Origin of the sequence: Gordonia sp. ALPHA1B1 (assembly GCF_005502615.1) — a bacterium.
In the GTDB taxonomy this organism is placed as follows: domain Bacteria; phylum Actinomycetota; class Actinomycetes; order Mycobacteriales; family Mycobacteriaceae; genus Gordonia; species Gordonia hongkongensis.
Genome location: NZ_SCOC01000009.1, coordinates 115,700 through 131,707 on the forward strand (window position 1 = coordinate 115,700; position 16,008 = coordinate 131,707).

Annotated in this window: 14 protein-coding genes and 1 pseudogene; 13 read left to right on the top strand and 2 right to left on the bottom strand. The window is 65.3% G+C overall.

Features of this window, described 5'->3' with window-relative positions:
• The first annotated feature begins 2 nt into the window (after positions 1-2).
• From FFS52_RS08590 to FFS52_RS08615, 6 genes are all read left to right on the top strand, one after another.
• The gene (locus tag FFS52_RS08590) at positions 3-1,271 is read left to right on the top strand and encodes an MFS transporter (RefSeq protein WP_006357626.1); all 1,269 of its coding nucleotides are present in this window, start codon (positions 3-5) and stop codon (positions 1,269-1,271) included.
• Between the two features lie 103 nt (positions 1,272-1,374).
• Complete coding sequence (locus FFS52_RS08595; protein ID WP_006438347.1) at positions 1,375-1,581, top strand: heavy metal-associated domain-containing protein; 207 nt, start codon at positions 1,375-1,377, stop codon at positions 1,579-1,581.
• A gap of 92 nt (positions 1,582-1,673) precedes the next feature.
• Positions 1,674-2,624, top strand: a complete 951-nt coding sequence (locus tag FFS52_RS08600; protein WP_006357624.1) for a hypothetical protein — start codon at positions 1,674-1,676, stop codon at positions 2,622-2,624.
• Positions 2,625-2,701: 77 nt separating this feature from the next.
• Complete coding sequence (locus FFS52_RS08605) at positions 2,702-5,056, top strand: heavy metal translocating P-type ATPase (RefSeq protein WP_137809388.1); 2,355 nt, start codon at positions 2,702-2,704, stop codon at positions 5,054-5,056.
• Complete coding sequence (locus tag FFS52_RS08610; protein ID WP_007239617.1) at positions 5,053-7,215, top strand: copper-translocating P-type ATPase; 2,163 nt, start codon at positions 5,053-5,055, stop codon at positions 7,213-7,215. The genes FFS52_RS08605 and FFS52_RS08610 overlap by 4 nt, the downstream gene beginning before the upstream one ends.
• On the top strand, positions 7,212-7,559 hold the full coding sequence (locus FFS52_RS08615) for a metal-sensitive transcriptional regulator (protein ID WP_137809389.1): 348 nt from the start codon (positions 7,212-7,214) through the stop codon (positions 7,557-7,559). The genes FFS52_RS08610 and FFS52_RS08615 overlap by 4 nt, the downstream gene beginning before the upstream one ends.
• A 22-nt stretch (positions 7,560-7,581) precedes the next feature.
• Here the strand turns inward: FFS52_RS08615 and FFS52_RS08620 are convergent, their stop codons facing one another.
• The gene (locus tag FFS52_RS08620; RefSeq protein ID WP_005179985.1) at positions 7,582-8,517 is read right to left on the bottom strand and encodes a M23 family metallopeptidase; all 936 of its coding nucleotides are present in this window, start codon (positions 8,515-8,517) and stop codon (positions 7,582-7,584) included.
• Between the two features lie 269 nt (positions 8,518-8,786).
• Between FFS52_RS08620 and FFS52_RS08625 the strand changes: the two genes are divergently transcribed.
• On the top strand, positions 8,787-9,440 hold the full coding sequence (locus FFS52_RS08625) for a DUF305 domain-containing protein (protein WP_024499309.1): 654 nt from the start codon (positions 8,787-8,789) through the stop codon (positions 9,438-9,440).
• Positions 9,441-9,468: 28 nt separating this feature from the next.
• Here the strand turns inward: FFS52_RS08625 and FFS52_RS08630 are convergent, their stop codons facing one another.
• Positions 9,469-10,419 (bottom strand): M56 family metallopeptidase, encoded by a 951-nt coding sequence (locus tag FFS52_RS08630; RefSeq protein ID WP_055477283.1) that lies wholly within the window; start codon positions 10,417-10,419, stop codon positions 9,469-9,471.
• 235 nt (positions 10,420-10,654) lie between these two features.
• Between FFS52_RS08630 and FFS52_RS08635 the strand changes: the two genes are divergently transcribed.
• The 6 genes and pseudogenes from FFS52_RS08635 to FFS52_RS08665 all read left to right on the top strand — a co-directional run bounded on the left by FFS52_RS08635 (position 10,655) and on the right by FFS52_RS08665 (position 15,915).
• The gene (locus tag FFS52_RS08635) at positions 10,655-10,972 is read left to right on the top strand and encodes a hypothetical protein (RefSeq protein WP_010844644.1); all 318 of its coding nucleotides are present in this window, start codon (positions 10,655-10,657) and stop codon (positions 10,970-10,972) included.
• Positions 10,973-11,083: 111 nt separating this feature from the next.
• The gene (locus FFS52_RS08640) at positions 11,084-11,923 is read left to right on the top strand and encodes a F510_1955 family glycosylhydrolase (RefSeq protein WP_035718240.1); all 840 of its coding nucleotides are present in this window, start codon (positions 11,084-11,086) and stop codon (positions 11,921-11,923) included.
• A 301-nt stretch (positions 11,924-12,224) separates the two neighbouring features.
• A pseudogene (locus FFS52_RS23865) lies at positions 12,225-12,467 on the top strand (M23 family metallopeptidase); the annotation flags it as partial.
• Between the two features lie 436 nt (positions 12,468-12,903).
• On the top strand, positions 12,904-14,076 hold the full coding sequence (locus FFS52_RS08650; RefSeq protein ID WP_006357614.1) for an Ig-like domain-containing protein: 1,173 nt from the start codon (positions 12,904-12,906) through the stop codon (positions 14,074-14,076).
• A gap of 1,298 nt (positions 14,077-15,374) precedes the next feature.
• Entirely contained in the window at positions 15,375-15,605 is a 231-nt protein-coding gene (locus tag FFS52_RS08660) for a hypothetical protein (protein ID WP_068970854.1), read from the top strand.
• 31 nt (positions 15,606-15,636) lie between these two features.
• The gene (locus FFS52_RS08665) at positions 15,637-15,915 is read left to right on the top strand and encodes a hypothetical protein (RefSeq protein ID WP_068970855.1); all 279 of its coding nucleotides are present in this window, start codon (positions 15,637-15,639) and stop codon (positions 15,913-15,915) included.
• Positions 15,916-16,008: the final 93 nt, after the last annotated feature.

Genomic DNA, 16,008 nt, shown 5'->3' on the forward strand with positions numbered 1-16,008 from the left:
CTATGCGACGCCTCTACCGCAGTTTCCGCAGCTTCGATCGCCCCAGCCAAGTGCTGATGGTCAACCAGTTCACCATCAACCTCGGCTTCTACATGCTCATGCCCTATCTCGCCGCCTATCTCGCCGGCCCGCTGGCCCTGGCGGCATGGGCAGTGGGCCTGGTCCTGGGGATACGCAACTTCTCCCAGCAGGGCATGTTCCTGATCGGGGGAACACTCGCTGACCGCTGGGGGTACAAACCGCTCATCATCGCCGGATGCCTGATGCGGGTCATCGGATTCATCCTACTGGCCCTGGCCAGTTCGCTGCCCGCGATCCTGATCGCCTCGGCGGCAACGGGATTCGCCGGGGCGCTGTTCAACCCCGCCGTCCGCGCCTACCTGGCCGCCGACGCCGGTGAACGTCGCATCGAAGCATTCGCCGTGTTCAACGTCTTCTACCAGGCCGGCATCCTGCTCGGGCCGCTGGTCGGACTGGCGTTGACCGCTTTGGATTTTCGGCTCACCTCCCTGTGTGCGGCAGCAGTTTTCGCGGTCCTGACCCTCGTGCAGATCAAAGCGCTACCCGCAACAACACCAGCCCCAAGCAACACCTCGATCATTCAGGACTGGCGCAGCGTCGTACGTAACCGGCGATTCCTGCTCTTCGCTGTGGCGATGGCCAGCTCGTATGTGCTGTCCTTTCAGGTCTACCTCGCGCTGCCCCTGCACGCCGACCGCATAGCGGACAACCCCACCCTCGCCACCAGCATTGTCACCGCAATGTTTGTGGTGACCGGTCTGGTGGCCATCGCCGGACAGCTACGCATCACCGCATGGTTCGGCAACCGCTGGGGCAGTACCGGCAGCCTGAGCGTGGGAATGACACTGATGGCTGCAGCTTTCCTGCCCCTAGTCGCCAGCGCCGCAACGCATCAGCGCAACATCGCCCTCAACATCGCCGCACTGCTACTCACCGCAGCCCTGCTCGCCGCCGCCACCGCAGCAGTGTTCCCATTCGAAATGGACACTGTGGTGGGACTGGCCCGCGGCACGCTTGTCGCCACCCACTACGGGCTCTACAACACCATCGTCGGGATCGGGATTCTGCTCGGCAATGCCGCGACCGGGTGGCTGTTCAGCGCGGCCACCACCCGCGACATGCCCGAACTGGTGTGGATCGCTTTGGTCCTCACCGGCATAGCGGCGGCGTCCGCCCTGTTGATGTTGCACCGCCGCGGATGGCTCAGCGTCTCCGCCCCCACCGAAGCTCAACCCACCTCCACCCATTGATTACCCTAGGGGGGTAGGGTATAAAGGTGGTGTGGCGAGACGCCACAGCGACAGGCCTCCTGAGGGTCGTCGGCACCACTGCTGTACCGAAAGGGCACATCTCATGAGCACATCGACAGTGATCGTCTCCGGAATGACGTGTGGGCACTGCGCGTCGTCGGTGCGTGAAGAAGTCGGAGCACTGGCCGGCGTGACCGACGTCGAGGTCGACGTGGCCAGCGGGCAAGTCACCATCTCCAGCTCGGCCCCGATCGAGCCCGACGCGATCCGCGTCGCGGTCGAAGAGGCCGGCTACCACCTGGCGCAGTAGCCGATGAGGGGCTGAAGTGTCTGCCCACTGGCGACTTCAGCCCTTCTCCGGGCGGCGTGTGTGTCGCCACCACCGATGACAGGAATCCAGCGATGAATGTTCCAACCAAGCTCGGCGTCTTCGCTGCGGCTCTGCTGATAGTTTTCGCCGCGGCCTATGCCATCGCCGCGGGTGTCGCACCCGATCGGCCACGACCGTCGTCGGCCGAGTCCACCCATGTCGGCCACACTGCCCAACCGTCATCATCTGCGTCCCCCGGTGCCGATCAGGTTCGCGGGGTTTCGCTGGCAGCAGGCGGCTTCATCCTGGGAAATGTGGTGGCACCCCATGCGCCCGGGATGCAAGCACCGCTGAGCTTTGAGATCCTCGACGCCGCCGGGGCCGCGGTCACCGACTTCGCCACCGAGCACGACAAGCAGCTGCACCTGATCGTCGTCCGCGCGGATGGCGCCTACTTTCGACACGTGCACCCCACTCTCTCGCCCGAAGGGCGCTGGTCGCTGCCCTGGCAGTGGGCGACGGGAGGCAGCTACCGGATCTATGCCGACTTCGTGCCCGCCGCCACCGGTCAACCCCTCACCCTGACCAGCACCGTCGAAGTCAGCGGTGACTACCAGCCGGCCCCAGCCGCCGCCGAATCACGACAGTCATCCGTCGACGGGTTCGACATCGAGCTGGCCGGGCACCTGCGCGCGGGAGCCGAGTCCGAATTGACCGTCACCGTGCGGCGAGCAGGACAACCGGTCACTACCTTGCAGCCGTATCTGGGCGCTTTCGGTCACTTGGTGGCTCTGCGTCAGGGCGACCTGGCCTACCTGCATGTTCACCCTGAGGGCGCGGCACCGACCGCCGGTCAACTCGCGGGACCACAGGTCCGCTTCGCCACCACCGCCCCCACCCCGGGCCGCTATCTGCTCTACCTCGACTTCCAGGTCGACGGCGCTGTGCACACCGCCACCTTCGTTCTCGACGCCCCCACCGGCGCCCCGGCCCCGACAACCAACTCCACGGCCCCCTCGGCCGATCCGCACGCCGGACACTAACTCGCTAACCAGCGCCACCCCGGGGCCACTGCACCGAGGCACTGCGCCGAGGCGCTCACCCTTCGAGGAACTTCCCCATGACCACCTCAGCTCCGATCCACCCACCTGCGGCCACCGCCGAGCAGACAGGCACCGTCGATGTCGAACTCGCCGTGTCGGGCATGACGTGTGCCTCGTGCGCGGCACGCATCGAACGCACACTGAACAAACTCGACGGAGTGAGCGCCTCGGTGAACTACGCCACCGAAAAAGCTCACGTCAGCGCACGCGCCGGTGTCGACCCCCACCTGCTGATCGAGACCATCGAACAGGCCGGGTACCGCGCTGCGCTGCCCGCCATTCCCACAGGCGCCGACCCCGACGACGACCCTTCGGACGACGACGGGGAGCTCGTGGCCTTGCGTCACCGACTGATCGGTGCGGTGGTTCTCTCGGTACCGGTGATCGCGCTGGCAATGGTCCCGACGTTGCAGTTCACCTACTGGCAGTGGGCGTCGTTGACGTTGGCCGCGCCGGTGATCGTGTGGGCGGCCTGGCCGTTTCATCGCGCCGCGTTGCTCAACCTGCGCCACGGCGCGGCCACGATGGACACCCTGATCTCGGTCGGCACCACCGCGGCGCTGTTGTGGTCGTTGTATGCGTTGTTCTTCGGCACCGCCGGACAACCAGGCATGACCCACGGATTCACCCTGACGGTCGGCGCCTCTGACGGTGCAGGCAACATCTACCTCGAGGTCGCCGCGGGGGTCACGATGTTCGTCCTGGCCGGCCGATACTTCGAGAAGCGGTCCAAACGGCAAGCCGGTGCGGCGTTGCGGGCCTTGTTGGAGCTGGGCGCCAAAGACGTCACGGTGGTCAGGGACGGCCACCAGCATCGGATACCGATCGGCGAGCTCGCCGTCGACGACGAGTTCATTGTGCGGCCCGGCGAGAAGATCGCCAGCGACGGTGTGGTGGTGTCTGGCACCTCGGCAGTTGACGCCAGCATGGTCACCGGCGAGTCGATGCCAGTCCAGGTTGCCCCCGCCGACACCGTGACCGGCGGAACGGTCAACGCCGGCGGGCACCTGCGGGTGCGGGCGACCCGCGTGGGAGCGGACACCCAACTCGCGCAAATGGCCGCGATGGTCGAACGCGCCCAGACCGGCAAAGCCCACGCCCAGCGACTGGCCGACCGGATCTCAAGTGTCTTCGTGCCGGTGGTCATCGCCGTCGCCATCGCTGTCCTCGGCGCGTGGATCGGCGCCGGCTATCCCCTGCAAGCGGCGTTCACCGCCGCGGTCGCTGTGCTGATCATCGCCTGCCCCTGCGCTCTGGGACTGGCCACCCCGACCGCACTTCTGGTCGGTACCGGCCGCGGAGCCCAACTCGGCATCGTGATCAAAGGCCCCGAAGTCCTGGAATCCACCCGAACCGTCGACACCGTTGTCCTCGACAAAACCGGCACGGTCACCACGGGACAGATGACACTCGTCCAGGTCACCACTGCTCCCTCCACCACTCGCGAAGACGTGCTCGCCCTCGCGGGGGCGGTGGAGAATGCCTCCGAGCACCCCGTCGCGGCCGCCATCGCTGCTGGTGCAGCCGCCGAAGTCGGGCCGCTCGACGAGGTCGACGACTTCCGCAACTTCGAAGGTCGAGGCGTGCGCGGTCTGGTCCAGGGACGTGTGGTCACCGTCGGGCGTCCGACGCTGCTGGCCGAACACGGCATCGCCGTGGATGACCCTCACCTCAACGAGGCGCAGACCGCCGCCGAAGAAGCCGGACAGACCGCCGTACTCGTCGCCTGGGACGGCCGCGCCCATGCGGTCCTGGCGGTCGCCGATGCGATCAAACCCACCAGCGCACACGCCATCGCCCGGCTCGCCGCACTGGGTATGACGCCCATCCTGTTGACCGGCGACAACCAGACCGTCGCCGATGCCGTGGCCGCTGAGGTCGGTATCGACACCGTCATCGCTAACGTCTTGCCGGCCGACAAAGCCGCCGTCATCACCGACCTGCAATCCGACGGCAAGGTTGTGGCCATGATCGGCGACGGCGTCAACGACGCCGCTGCCCTGGCCCACGCCGATCTCGGGCTGGCGATGGGCACCGGCACCGACGCCGCCATGCATGCCGCTGACATCACCCTGGTCCGCGGCGACCTCAACGCTGCCGCCGACGCGATCGCCTTGGCACGCACCACTCTGAAAACGATCAAAATGAACCTGTTCTGGGCATTCGCCTACAACGTCGCCGCGATACCGCTGGCCGCGCTGGGACTGCTCAACCCCATGCTGGCTGGGGCCGCCATGGCGTTGTCCAGCGTGTTCGTCGTCAGCAACAGCCTGCGGCTGCGCGCCTTCACCAGCCCGCCCCACTCATCGTCCACAGTTCCACCCACCAACCCCTCGACATATACCCCCCAGGGGTATAAGGTAGCGGCATGAACGAGCACTCTTCCCCTGAGCACGTCGGTCACGACGCCGCCGATGAACGCCACCACGGCCAACTCGCCGCAGCGTCACACAACCACCACGATCACCATGCTGAGCGCGCCCGCGCAGACCATGATCACGCTGGGCATGGGGGGCATGGTGATCACGTCGGGCAGTTCCGGCGGCTGTTCTGGATCATGCTGGCCCTGGCTGTGCCGGTCGTGGCCTTTTCGCCCATGTTCGCGATGCTCATCGGCTATGACCTACCCGATGGTGAAGTGTTGAAGTGGGTCTCACCGGTGCTGGGTACGGTGATGTACTGCTGGGGTGGGCGGCCGTTCCTGGTAGGCGCCTATTCAGAACTGCGGTCGCGTGCACCGGGAATGATGCTGTTGATCGCCTTGGCGATCACGGTGGCCTTCGTGGCGTCCTGGGGTGCGAGCATCGGTGTGTTGCACCACGAACTGGACTTCTGGTGGGAACTGGCGCTGCTCATCGTGATCATGCTGTTGGGGCATTGGATCGAGATGCGGTCGCTGGCCCAGACGACCTCGGCCCTGGACTCGCTGGCCGCGCTGCTGCCCGATGAGGCCGAACGCGTCGATGGCGACCAGATCACCACGGTTGCTCCCAGTGAGCTGCAGGTCGGAGATGTGGTGATCGTGCGCCCGGGGGCCAGCGTGCCGGCCGACGGTCGCGTCGTAGACGGCTCGGCCGAGCTCGATGAATCCATGGTCACCGGAGAATCGCGCACGGTGCGCCGCGGCATCGGCGATCAGGTGGTGGCCGGCACGGTGGCCACCGACTCGGGGCTGCGGGTCCAGATCACCGCCACCGGCGATGACACGGCGCTGGCCGGGATTCAGCGCCTGGTGGCAGACGCGCAGAACTCCACCTCCCGCGCCCAGCGGCTGGCCGATTCCGCTGCAGCGCTGCTGTTCTGGTTCGCGCTCGGCTCAGCGATCATCACCGCCATCGTGTGGACGGTCATCGGCCAACCCGACCAGGCGGTGATTCGAACCATCACCGTGCTGGTCATCGCCTGCCCGCACGCACTCGGCTTGGCTATCCCCCTGGTGGTGGCCATTGCCACCGAACGCGCCGCCCGCGGCGGCGTGCTGGTTAAAGACCGGTTGGCACTTGAGGCCATGCGCACTGTGGATGCGGTGCTGTTCGACAAGACCGGAACCCTGACCAAGGGTGAGCCCACGGTCATCGAGATCGCGGCCGCCGACGGCGTCGATGAGGACACCGTGCTCGCCCTGGCCGCCAGCGCCGAAGCCGACAGTGAGCACCCGTTGGCGCGAGCGATTGTCGCAGCTGCCGGAGACCGCGCGCGGCCGGTGCCGGCGGCCACCGACTTCACCTCGTCACCGGCGGTCGGTGTGACCGCTCGCGTCGAGGGCGCCACAGTGCGGGTGGGCGGGCCCCGCATGCTCGAGGAACAGGGCCATCAGGAACTGGCCATCGCTGATCGCTGGCGCGCCGACGGCGCAATCATCCTGCATGTCACCCGCGACACTGAGCTGATTGGAGCTCTCAAACTTGCTGATGAGGTGCGCGGGGAATCCCGCCAAGCCGTCGAGGTGCTGCACGCCCGCGGGGTCGAGGTTGTGATGATTACCGGCGACGCCGAAGCAGTGGCGCACACCGTCGCTCACGACCTCGGTATCGATCGGGTGTTCGCCGGTGTACGGCCGGAAGACAAAGCCAGCAAGGTGGCCGAACTGCAGCACGAAGGCCGCAAGGTGGCGATGGTGGGCGACGGCGTCAACGACGCCCCCGCCCTGGCCCAGGCCGATGTGGGCATCGCGATCGGGGCCGGCACCGACGTCGCGATCGCCTCGGCCGGGGTCATCCTCGCCAGCGACGACCCCCGCTCGGTGCTGTCGGTCATCGAGCTGTCGGACGCCAGCTACCGAAAAATGAAGCAGAACCTGTGGTGGGCAGCGGGATACAACCTGATCTCTGTACCGCTGGCCGCCGGAATTCTCGCGCCCATCGGGTTCGTCCTGCCGATGTCGGTCGGAGCGATTCTGATGTCAGCCTCGACGGTCGTGGTCGCACTCAACGCGCAACTGTTACGCCGACTCGACCTGCAGCCAGGCGCGAGTACAGTGCGTGGACTGCAGCACAACCGACCGAGATCCATTGAGAAGGTGAGTCCATGACCGCTGCGTCCGCACCGGGACAATCCTCCACCCCGGAAGAATCCTCTGCCTCGGAACACTCTTCCCACGGTTACATCAGCGATAAGGGCAAATACCTGGCCCGCCTCAAGCGCATCGAAGGCCAATCCCGAGGTATCCACCGGATGGTCGACGAGGAGCAGTACTGCATCGACATCCTGACCCAGATCTCGGCGCTGACCAAGGCACTGGAGGGGGTCGCGCTGGGTTTGCTCGACGACCACCTCACCCACTGCGTGCTCGATGCCGCCCACTCCGGCGGCGACGAGGCACAGGAGAAGATCGCTGAAGCCTCGGCGGCCATCGCTCGCCTCGTTCGTTCCTGAGCCACCCACCACGCCGGGTTCGTCACAGGCGTGGTTCGCCGACCCACTGCGGCACCACCGGCCCCGGCGCGCGGGCGTCTGCATCAGCGGCCATCGCCAGAACCACCCCGCGATCGGCCAGCCACTGTGCCGGATCGACGTTGACTCCCGTCGGGTCGAGAACCTCGAAATGCAGATGCGGGCCGGTCGAGACCCCACGGTTGCCCACTGTGGCGATCGATTGGCCCATCCGTACTCGCGCGCCCTGCTCGAGCAGATTCTCGTCGTTGTGGCCGTAGGTGGTGATCGTGCCGTCATCGTGCCGGATCCGCATCCACAACCCGAACCCCTCGGCAGGTCCGGAGGTGATGACCTCCCCGTCAGCTACCGCGACAATGGGCGCGCCCAGATCATTGCCGATATCAATGCCCTGATGGCCCCGTCCGTCACCGAAGGTGGACGTGATCTCGCCCGCAGTCGGCGCCACCGCACCGCCACTACCGGGCAGCAGCGGTGTCGGCGTTCCGGGTTCCTGCGGCTGGGGGCCATGCGGCTCGTTCGGATCGTGCGGCACGATTGCGGCGATCAGGGTGGCTACCAGCCGAGCCAGCGGTAACGCGTCGATGATCCGGAACCCGTCTATCGGATCAATGAGCGAAAACGTGCCGAAGCACTGCAGTGCGGCTGCACTGCCCGCATCGCCGACGCTGCCCGACTGGGCCTGAGCGCCCAGGCAGGACGCCGTCTGCGTGATCGGCTTCCCCAAATTCGCCGCCGCGGCACCACCCAAAGCGGCCTTCACCGAGTCCTGCACGATCGCGATCAGCTCCCCGGCCACATGTCCATCGGTTGAGGCCGCCGCCGGTGCGGTGGCAATCACAGGCGCAACGCCCACGCACACCGCCGCCGCCACCCCCAGCGCTTTGGGGCCCCACTGCTGCCCCGCCTTGACCCGTAGCGATGTCAACACCATCTGCATGCGGTCGGACCTTTCCCGCGGACGTCGTAGACCCACGCACGAGTGCCATGCGTGTACCCGCGAGATCACACCACAAGTCACTTGTGTCCCACCAGTCACACGCGGCTCCACTACGAAGCGAACTAATCAGGCATTAGCGGCTTTGTTTGCGCAGTTCACCGCCCGTTTTGTGGGTGCCGGGCAGGCGACTAACTACTATCGGTGTTAGTAGAATTGTTATCGAAGCGCCGCCGGGCGGTGGCGAAGTATCACTCTTGAGGAGGAGATCGATGAGAGTCACACGAACCGGTGTCGTCGTTGCTGCCGCGGCGGCTGTTCTGACAGTGGTGGCCGCGTGTTCGGACACCTCGACTGAGGATCATTCCTCGATGTCGGGGATGGGTACCAGCACGGTCAGTACCGAATCGTCAGCGGCGGCCTCTGCCGAACACAACAGCGCGGACATCTCGTTCGCCCAGCAGATGATCCCGCACCACACCCAGGCGATCATGATGAGCGACATCCTGTTGGAGAAGGACAACATCAACCCCCAGGTCGTCAGTCTGGCCCAGCAGATCAAAGACGCTCAGCAGCCTGAGATCGAGCAGATGCAGTCGTGGCTGAAGCAATGGGGAGCCCCACTCGAGGGCCAGGGACACAACATGGACATGGGTACCTCGATGGCGCCGGGTTCCTCCCCGATGCCGTCGATGATGGGCATGATGTCGCCAGAACAGATGCAGCAGCTACGCGACGCGCAAGGAGCCGAGGCGTCGCGCCTGTTCCTGACCCAGATGATCGAACACCATCGCGGCGCCATCGCCATGGCCAAGACCGAGATTCAAGACGGCCAATCGCCCGAGGCGATCGCTCTGGCACGTCAGATCGTCACTGATCAGGAGAGCGAAATTGCGAGGATGCAGCAGCTTCTCAACAACCCCTAGCGGTCGGACCTGCCCGGGTCGGTCTCGGCTACACACACATCGCGATCACCATCGCCGAGACGACACCGGACACCGCTAGCGTGGTCGGCACCGCCACCACACCAGCCACCGCCGCGGCAGCACCCACATGATGACGTCGCGACCGGCACCGGTGACCGGAGTCCAAGCGGCTCAACCGAGGCCCCACCGACGACGAATCGCTGATCGACAACACGCCCACCGGGCCCGCCACGGGCCCCGAACGGGCCAACGTTCCCAACGCCGAGCAGACCGCCCGCGCACCCACCAGCTGGGCCGCGCGGGCATCGGCGGCTTGCTCGACCAAGCCGGCGACCTCACGGCCCGCGCGGCTGAACAACGGAATCAGCGGGAACGCACGCCCGAGAGCGCGGGCCGCCAACACCACGGTGTGATGACGTTGCCGCCGGTGTGCGCGCTCATGAGCAACGACGGCATCGAGTTCCTCACCGGACAACGCCGCCTGCAACCCGGTCGTGGCGGCGATCCCGGCATCCTTGCCCGGCAGACAAAACGCCATCGGCCGCCCGTCGGCGAGCCACCACACGTCGGGATAGCGCTCACTGCGGGCGCCCACCAACCGCAACGACTGCAGATACTCCTCACGAGCACCACGCATCCGCACCGCCGATCGCACCGCGATCGTCACCGCTCGGACAATCGCTGCCCCGGTCACCACCGCCAGCACGCCACCGGAGATCGCCTCCACCCGCGGGGATGCGCCGTGTGACAACACCCGCAGACACGACACCACCTCGGACAACGAATGGATGCCGAAATGGCCGGGAACCGCCAGCGTCACAACAGCTCCCACCCACAACATCGCAAACACGACCTGCGCGGCCGGCCAGGCCACCAACACCCAACGAGCATCGATACGGCCCTGCACCCGAACCATCCATCGAGGCCACAACCAGCCCAGCACACCCGCGGCAACAACTAACACCACCGCTGCACTCATGGATGCTCACCCATCGTTCGCCTCGATCCTCGACGCCCCGCCGTCAGCTCGCTGAGACCCACACTCAACACACCTTCCCGGCGACCCACCACCTGCACCACCAGCCAGTATGCCCCAGAAGTTCGTCGGTGACGCCGCAACTCAGGCACCGACCGCGCCGCCAATTACTAGGTTTTATAGTAGTTAGTTGACGCGGGTTGACCCGGCCTGCGCGTACCAGTCCGAGGAATGCGCCGTGACCGAGAACCCGAAGGAGACGCACTCGCCCCCCGACGACCACCGTCGTCAGTATCTGCATGCCATGCGAGACGTCTACCGAGCACCCACGCCATACTCGACCCACCAGTTTTTCCACCGCGCCCACCACCTCAGCGTCACCTCGAACCGACGCCGCCACCTCGCCGCACACATCGGTCTCGTCCGCCACCTCGCTGCGATCGGCGACCTCTCCGGGGCACGTCACCACCTCGGCAACGTCCTCATCTCCCTCGTCCTCCAAAAGCATTGCGGCCAAAAGCCTTCACAGCCTTCCACCCCCATCCAGAAGTCGTGACCACGACACCCCCAGAGGGTTAGGGCGGCTCCTACCCGGTCTCGCCACCACCCCGATCACCACACCACCCACGCCCGAACTCAGTCCTACCCACACGAAAGTCCTAGCCGCTTGCCTGCCTCAAACCCGTCCAACCGCACCGCTGCGGTCGTCCTCGCAGTCATCGCCACGCTGATTGTGCTAACCGGCTGCTCCACCCGGGAACAACCCACATCCCCACCACCGTCGGCAACCTCAGCAGAGAGCGCAACACTGACCCCAGAACTCGATCACCTCCACGCCCTGCACATCCGCGCCGACGGCACTATCCTCGCCGGAACTCACACCGGCGTAATCGCCCTCACCGCAGATGGAACCACCAGCCGGGTCGGCGTCTCCGACGACGACTTCATGGGACTGGCCGGGGTAACCGGCTCTGATCGGATCTTCGCCTCCGGCCATCCCGGCCCGCGGAGCTCGGCACCCAACCCGCTGGGACTCGTCGCCAGCGAAGATGGCGGGCAGACATGGACACCGAGATCGGTGGCCGGCGACATCGACTTCCACGCGCTCGCCACCAACGGACAACTACTCGTAGGCTTCGACGGAATCAACGGCCTGCTCGTATCGACCGATGACGGGAGAAGCTGGACCCCCGGCGCGCCCCTGGCCGCAGCAGCACTCGCGATCACCGACCGCGGCGTATGGGCGACTACCCCAGATGGCCTGCAACACAGCACCGACGACGCCCAGACCTTCACAACCGTTCCCGATGCGCCGGCCCTAGCTCTCCTGGCGGCCGCACCCGATGGCACGCTCTGGGGCATCGACACCGCCGACACCGTCTGGCGCAGCCCAGACGGCACACACTGGGAACAACGCAGCACCATCAATAGTGTCAACGCGCTGGTCGCCAGAAACGCCGAAAATGCATACGCCGCAAACGAACAATTGCTCTACACGCTCAGCTAACGGACTCGTGTGGAGCAACGAAGGAAGGAGGCGACTCAGATCCGGACGCGCTTTTGATCACGTCCACTCCACCCACTCCACGAGCAGGATCTGACAGACGGTGGCACCCGGCCGACCTGGGTGGTCACTCTCGACCACCTGACGGCACCCAGAAACGCCACGTCTTCGAAGACGTCACTGTCGTTATCGATGAGACGAGCAGCCCCGACTACCCCACGAACTTGCTGCGCGTGTCACAGCTGCGTGAGCACACCGAACCCGCGACCTCAAAGATCGCCTTGGGCGGGGACGGTTATCGAAGGCCGCCGGCCTCGGGCTGTGGATGCGAGTGCTGCAAGACGACGGCACGATCGGCGTGTATGGGCACATCAGCGAGACACTGGTGAGCGTCTGGCAGCGAGTCCTGGCCGGCGCGCAGATCGTAACGGTAGGAAACCGCGGCTACTCCACCGGCCCACACCTGCACTACAAGGTGTGGCAGCAAGATGGACCCAAACTCGATCCTGCACCGTGGTTGAGAACCCGGGGAGTCTACGTCGTCGGACGACCCGCCTTATCGGCGCGCGGGAGGTATGAGGACGAGTGGTCCCGCAGGTGTCGCGAGAGTTGTCGCACCACGGCCTCGACGTCGGCGAGCGGTGGCGAACACGCATCGGCGGGGACTACCTGTGGGGTGTCGCCACACGGCAATAATGAGGTCGACGTGACCGCTCGGCGGTCGCCCACCACGAAGACGTTTCGAACCTTCTCTCGCGCTGTGCAGCGGGTAGAGGAGCGCACAGCATTCAACTACTATCGTGGATAGTAAACCTAGTCCAGGCGCCGAGTGAGAGGGTTCGCCACAATCGATGGGCCGCGTAAGAAGGACTCGAGCTATCGAAGAGCCACGTGATCTCTTGGCGGCTTACGGTGCGCAGCCGCAGTGCTCGAGCGCTCGTGGATGCCGCGGGTCGGTCCGGGCAGGTATTCCGCGACTGCTGATGCTCGCAGCCCTGACGGCTGTGGTGATGTTATTGACCTCGTGCAGCTCAACCGGAGGCGCCGCCTACAGCAACGAGATTCAGGCCGTTGACAGCTTCGCCGACATCGCACAGCCTTCCATTGCTGTGGCCACCGAAGGTGGCGGTCGACTCGCGCCCAACGCGGTTGTCGAACCTGGGCTTCCTATTGTTGTCACGGCCAGCCGCGGCGCGTTGACAAACGTCCGTATCCCCACAGCCAGCGGCCGTCCCTTGGCGGGCTCACTGAGCGAGGACGGCTCAACGTGGACAAGCACCCAACCCCTGGGATATTCGAAGCGGTATTCCGTTCAAGCCGAGGCCGTGGGCGTGGGCGGTCGATCGGTCGTCTCGCAGCGCTTCACCACGACCTCACCGGAGTCACTGACCAGCGCTGCCATCCTCGGCGAGAAAACCGTCGGGATCGCCCACACAGTCGGGGTGCGGTTCGCCGATCCCATCCCCGACCGAAAGAAGGCACAGGCGGCGATCACCGTGTCGTCTGACCCCCAGATGCGGGGTGCGTTCTATTGGATCAGCGACTCCGAAGTCCGGTGGAGGCCCGAACGCTTCTGGACGCCGGGCACCAAAGTCAGTGTCGCCGTCAACATTTACGGAGTCGACCTCGGCGACGGGCTCTACGGCGACGAGAACTTGTCCTACGACTTCACGATTGGCCGAGCTCAGGAAATCGTTGCCGACGACAACACCAAAACGATAGTCGTCAAACGAGACGGCAAGGTCATCCGCACGATGCCGACCTCGTTCGGCAAAGACAGCACTCCGACGCCCCGCGGTATCTACATGATCGGAGATCGCGTCGAGCACATCATCATGGACTCGTCCACCTACGGAGTGCCTGTCGAGTCCGCAGCGGGATACCGCACACCCGTTCAATGGGCGGTGCAAATGTCCTACAGCGGCATTTACATGCACGGCGCACCGTGGTCGATGTCGGCGCAAGGCAGCAGCAACGTCAGCAACGGTTGCCCAAACCTGAGTCCCACTGACGCGGAATGGCTCGTGAAGAACACCCTGCGCGGTGACCCCGTCACGGTCAAGAACACCAACGCCGACACACTGCCGGGAGTTGATGGACTCGGCGATTGGAACATCCCGTGGCCACAATGGAAGAACGGCAACGCAGACACCTAGGCGCCCCCGCCTGGCTGGAGTTCGTCGACGCTCAGCACGTTCTTCCGACCATGCACGGCCGGGGCGAGTTCACGACGGGCTCACCCGCTCACTGTCTCAGGCGCTTCTCGCGGTGTACAGAACTTCGCTCGAATGCAGCACACCACCACTCGCGACGAGTGCTACTACCGGTCACCCACTGAGCCAGGGGTTAATTCACGAGGGCCGTTGGTCAGTCATGTCGAGACCCTGTGCGGGCGAACCGGTGCCGTGAGGATCAACATCAATAACGAGCAGCGGCGGCATAGCGTCCGTCGGTACTACCTGTGCGAGGCGAGGCTGATCTGGCCGCGTGGGACGACAACCACGCCGCGCGCCGTTCGGGTCTTCTTGGCCGATCCCGGCGTTCGTTTGGCCGGCGGACCGTGCACGGAGTGTCGTCAGAGACGTCAACCCGCACTTCGCCACCTTCGGTGCCAGCTCCCTTGCGGTTACCAACATTCTCGCCGACCCGCACGTCGACACCATCGACGACGACCCTACGGTCGATCCACCGCGCTACCTCTGATGGCCGAGCATTTCGGAGAGGACCCTAAAGACCTTGTTGTTGATGCGGTCGATGACCGGTGCGGCGATGGGCTAACCCCACTTTCCGGCTTCATATCCAGCATCCGCCCAAATGTCCATAATAGGTTCGTTGACAGGATGTGCGCCAGTTGTGGGGTAAATGAGCCATTCTGAAACGAATTAAAGCGACCTTTGCCGTCCGGTGTCACGATCTCATCGGAGTCTGGGTAGGCCAGGTATCCGCACTGAGCTTCGAGGCCACCCGCCGTGGCTTCTACGTCAGTACTGATCGACTCGGCATCCGCCGCCGCACCCACCACGAGGGCGTGAGCGCCACGAGATGCGCCCACTTTCAAAGACGACGTTGTGCTGCCGCGACACCGAGCCCTACCGCGGCCCGCGTCGCTCCCGCACAATCACCCCGACTGCCTTGTGCGTCCGGTGTGCCCGACCTCCCGAGACGAGGTCGCCGGCCCCGACCGGTTGCGGTTTGTCTGCCGGCTGCGCCGTCACCTCATCGGAGCGGCTACGCCGCGCCCTGAGCCCTTCGGGCTGAGTTGGTTTGCGTTGCCCTGCCGCATTCTCTTACCTCCACTCGCGGCCCGCAAGGGCGTGAAAAACTAACCCGCCCTACGGGTTTGCAGGCCTACGGCCCGGATGACTTTTTCACTTCCTCCCTTGCAGCCCACTCCCTCCGGCAAAGAGATGGCCAGTGCAAACGCAAACCAGCACTCACAACGGGAGGGGTCACCATGACCAGCGCCACCACCACCGCCTACCAGCTGTGCAACAGCTGCGCGGTCGCCGTCGCCTACGGAGACATGACCGCCCTCAACACCGAGAGCACCGCCCAGGTCCTGGCGTTCATGGCCGATCACGGTTACCTGACCCAGGCCGACGACATCGACCCACCCGGCTACTGGCTCTGCGAATGCTGCGGAATCGACCAACTCGGCGCAGGCCGCACCTTCACCCACGACTAACCCGCACAACAACCCGAAAGGACCCACCGACATGAACGCCTGGATCGCCACCAAGGACCCCGCCAACGTCGACGCCGCCGCCGACCAGATCGCCCAGCACGAACCGAACCGCCTCACCGAGGCCGACGGCGACCGCGAATTCGCCGTGTGGATGTACGGAGTCGACCGAGCAATCCGCAGACGCACCAACGGATTCAGCCACCGCGACCTGCCCGATTTCGGCTGGAAAGACGCATACAACAACGACCTGTCCCCCGCCCTCGCCGCCGCCGACGCGATCGCCCACTGGGAAGAGATCGGCGACCTGTAAAAGAAGCTTCCGCGTCGCAATCCGGTACGCGGACAAAAGAAAACCCGGCCAGGGTCAAGCTGGCCGGGGTCTCACCCACCACAGTAAGGGAGA

Bases quoted from the DNA above. Each gene is read 5' to 3' on its own strand.
- FFS52_RS08590 (WP_006357626.1), top strand. From the start codon at position 3: ATGCGACGCCTCTACCGCAGTTTCCGCAGCTTCGATCGCCCCAGCCAA.
- FFS52_RS08595 (WP_006438347.1), top strand. From the start codon at position 1,375: ATGAGCACATCGACAGTGATCGTCTCCGGAATGACGTGTGGGCACTGC.
- FFS52_RS08600 (WP_006357624.1), top strand. From the start codon at position 1,674: ATGAATGTTCCAACCAAGCTCGGCGTCTTCGCTGCGGCTCTGCTGATA.
- FFS52_RS08605 (WP_137809388.1), top strand. From the start codon at position 2,702: ATGACCACCTCAGCTCCGATCCACCCACCTGCGGCCACCGCCGAGCAG.
- FFS52_RS08610 (WP_007239617.1), top strand. From the start codon at position 5,053: ATGAACGAGCACTCTTCCCCTGAGCACGTCGGTCACGACGCCGCCGAT.
- FFS52_RS08615 (WP_137809389.1), top strand. From the start codon at position 7,212: ATGACCGCTGCGTCCGCACCGGGACAATCCTCCACCCCGGAAGAATCC.
- FFS52_RS08620 (WP_005179985.1), bottom strand. From the start codon at position 8,517: ATGCAGATGGTGTTGACATCGCTACGGGTCAAGGCGGGGCAGCAGTGG.
- FFS52_RS08625 (WP_024499309.1), top strand. From the start codon at position 8,787: ATGAGAGTCACACGAACCGGTGTCGTCGTTGCTGCCGCGGCGGCTGTT.
- FFS52_RS08630 (WP_055477283.1), bottom strand. From the start codon at position 10,419: ATGAGTGCAGCGGTGGTGTTAGTTGTTGCCGCGGGTGTGCTGGGCTGG.
- FFS52_RS08650 (WP_006357614.1), top strand. From the start codon at position 12,904: ATGCTCGCAGCCCTGACGGCTGTGGTGATGTTATTGACCTCGTGCAGC.
- FFS52_RS08660 (WP_068970854.1), top strand. From the start codon at position 15,375: ATGACCAGCGCCACCACCACCGCCTACCAGCTGTGCAACAGCTGCGCG.
- FFS52_RS08665 (WP_068970855.1), top strand. From the start codon at position 15,637: ATGAACGCCTGGATCGCCACCAAGGACCCCGCCAACGTCGACGCCGCC.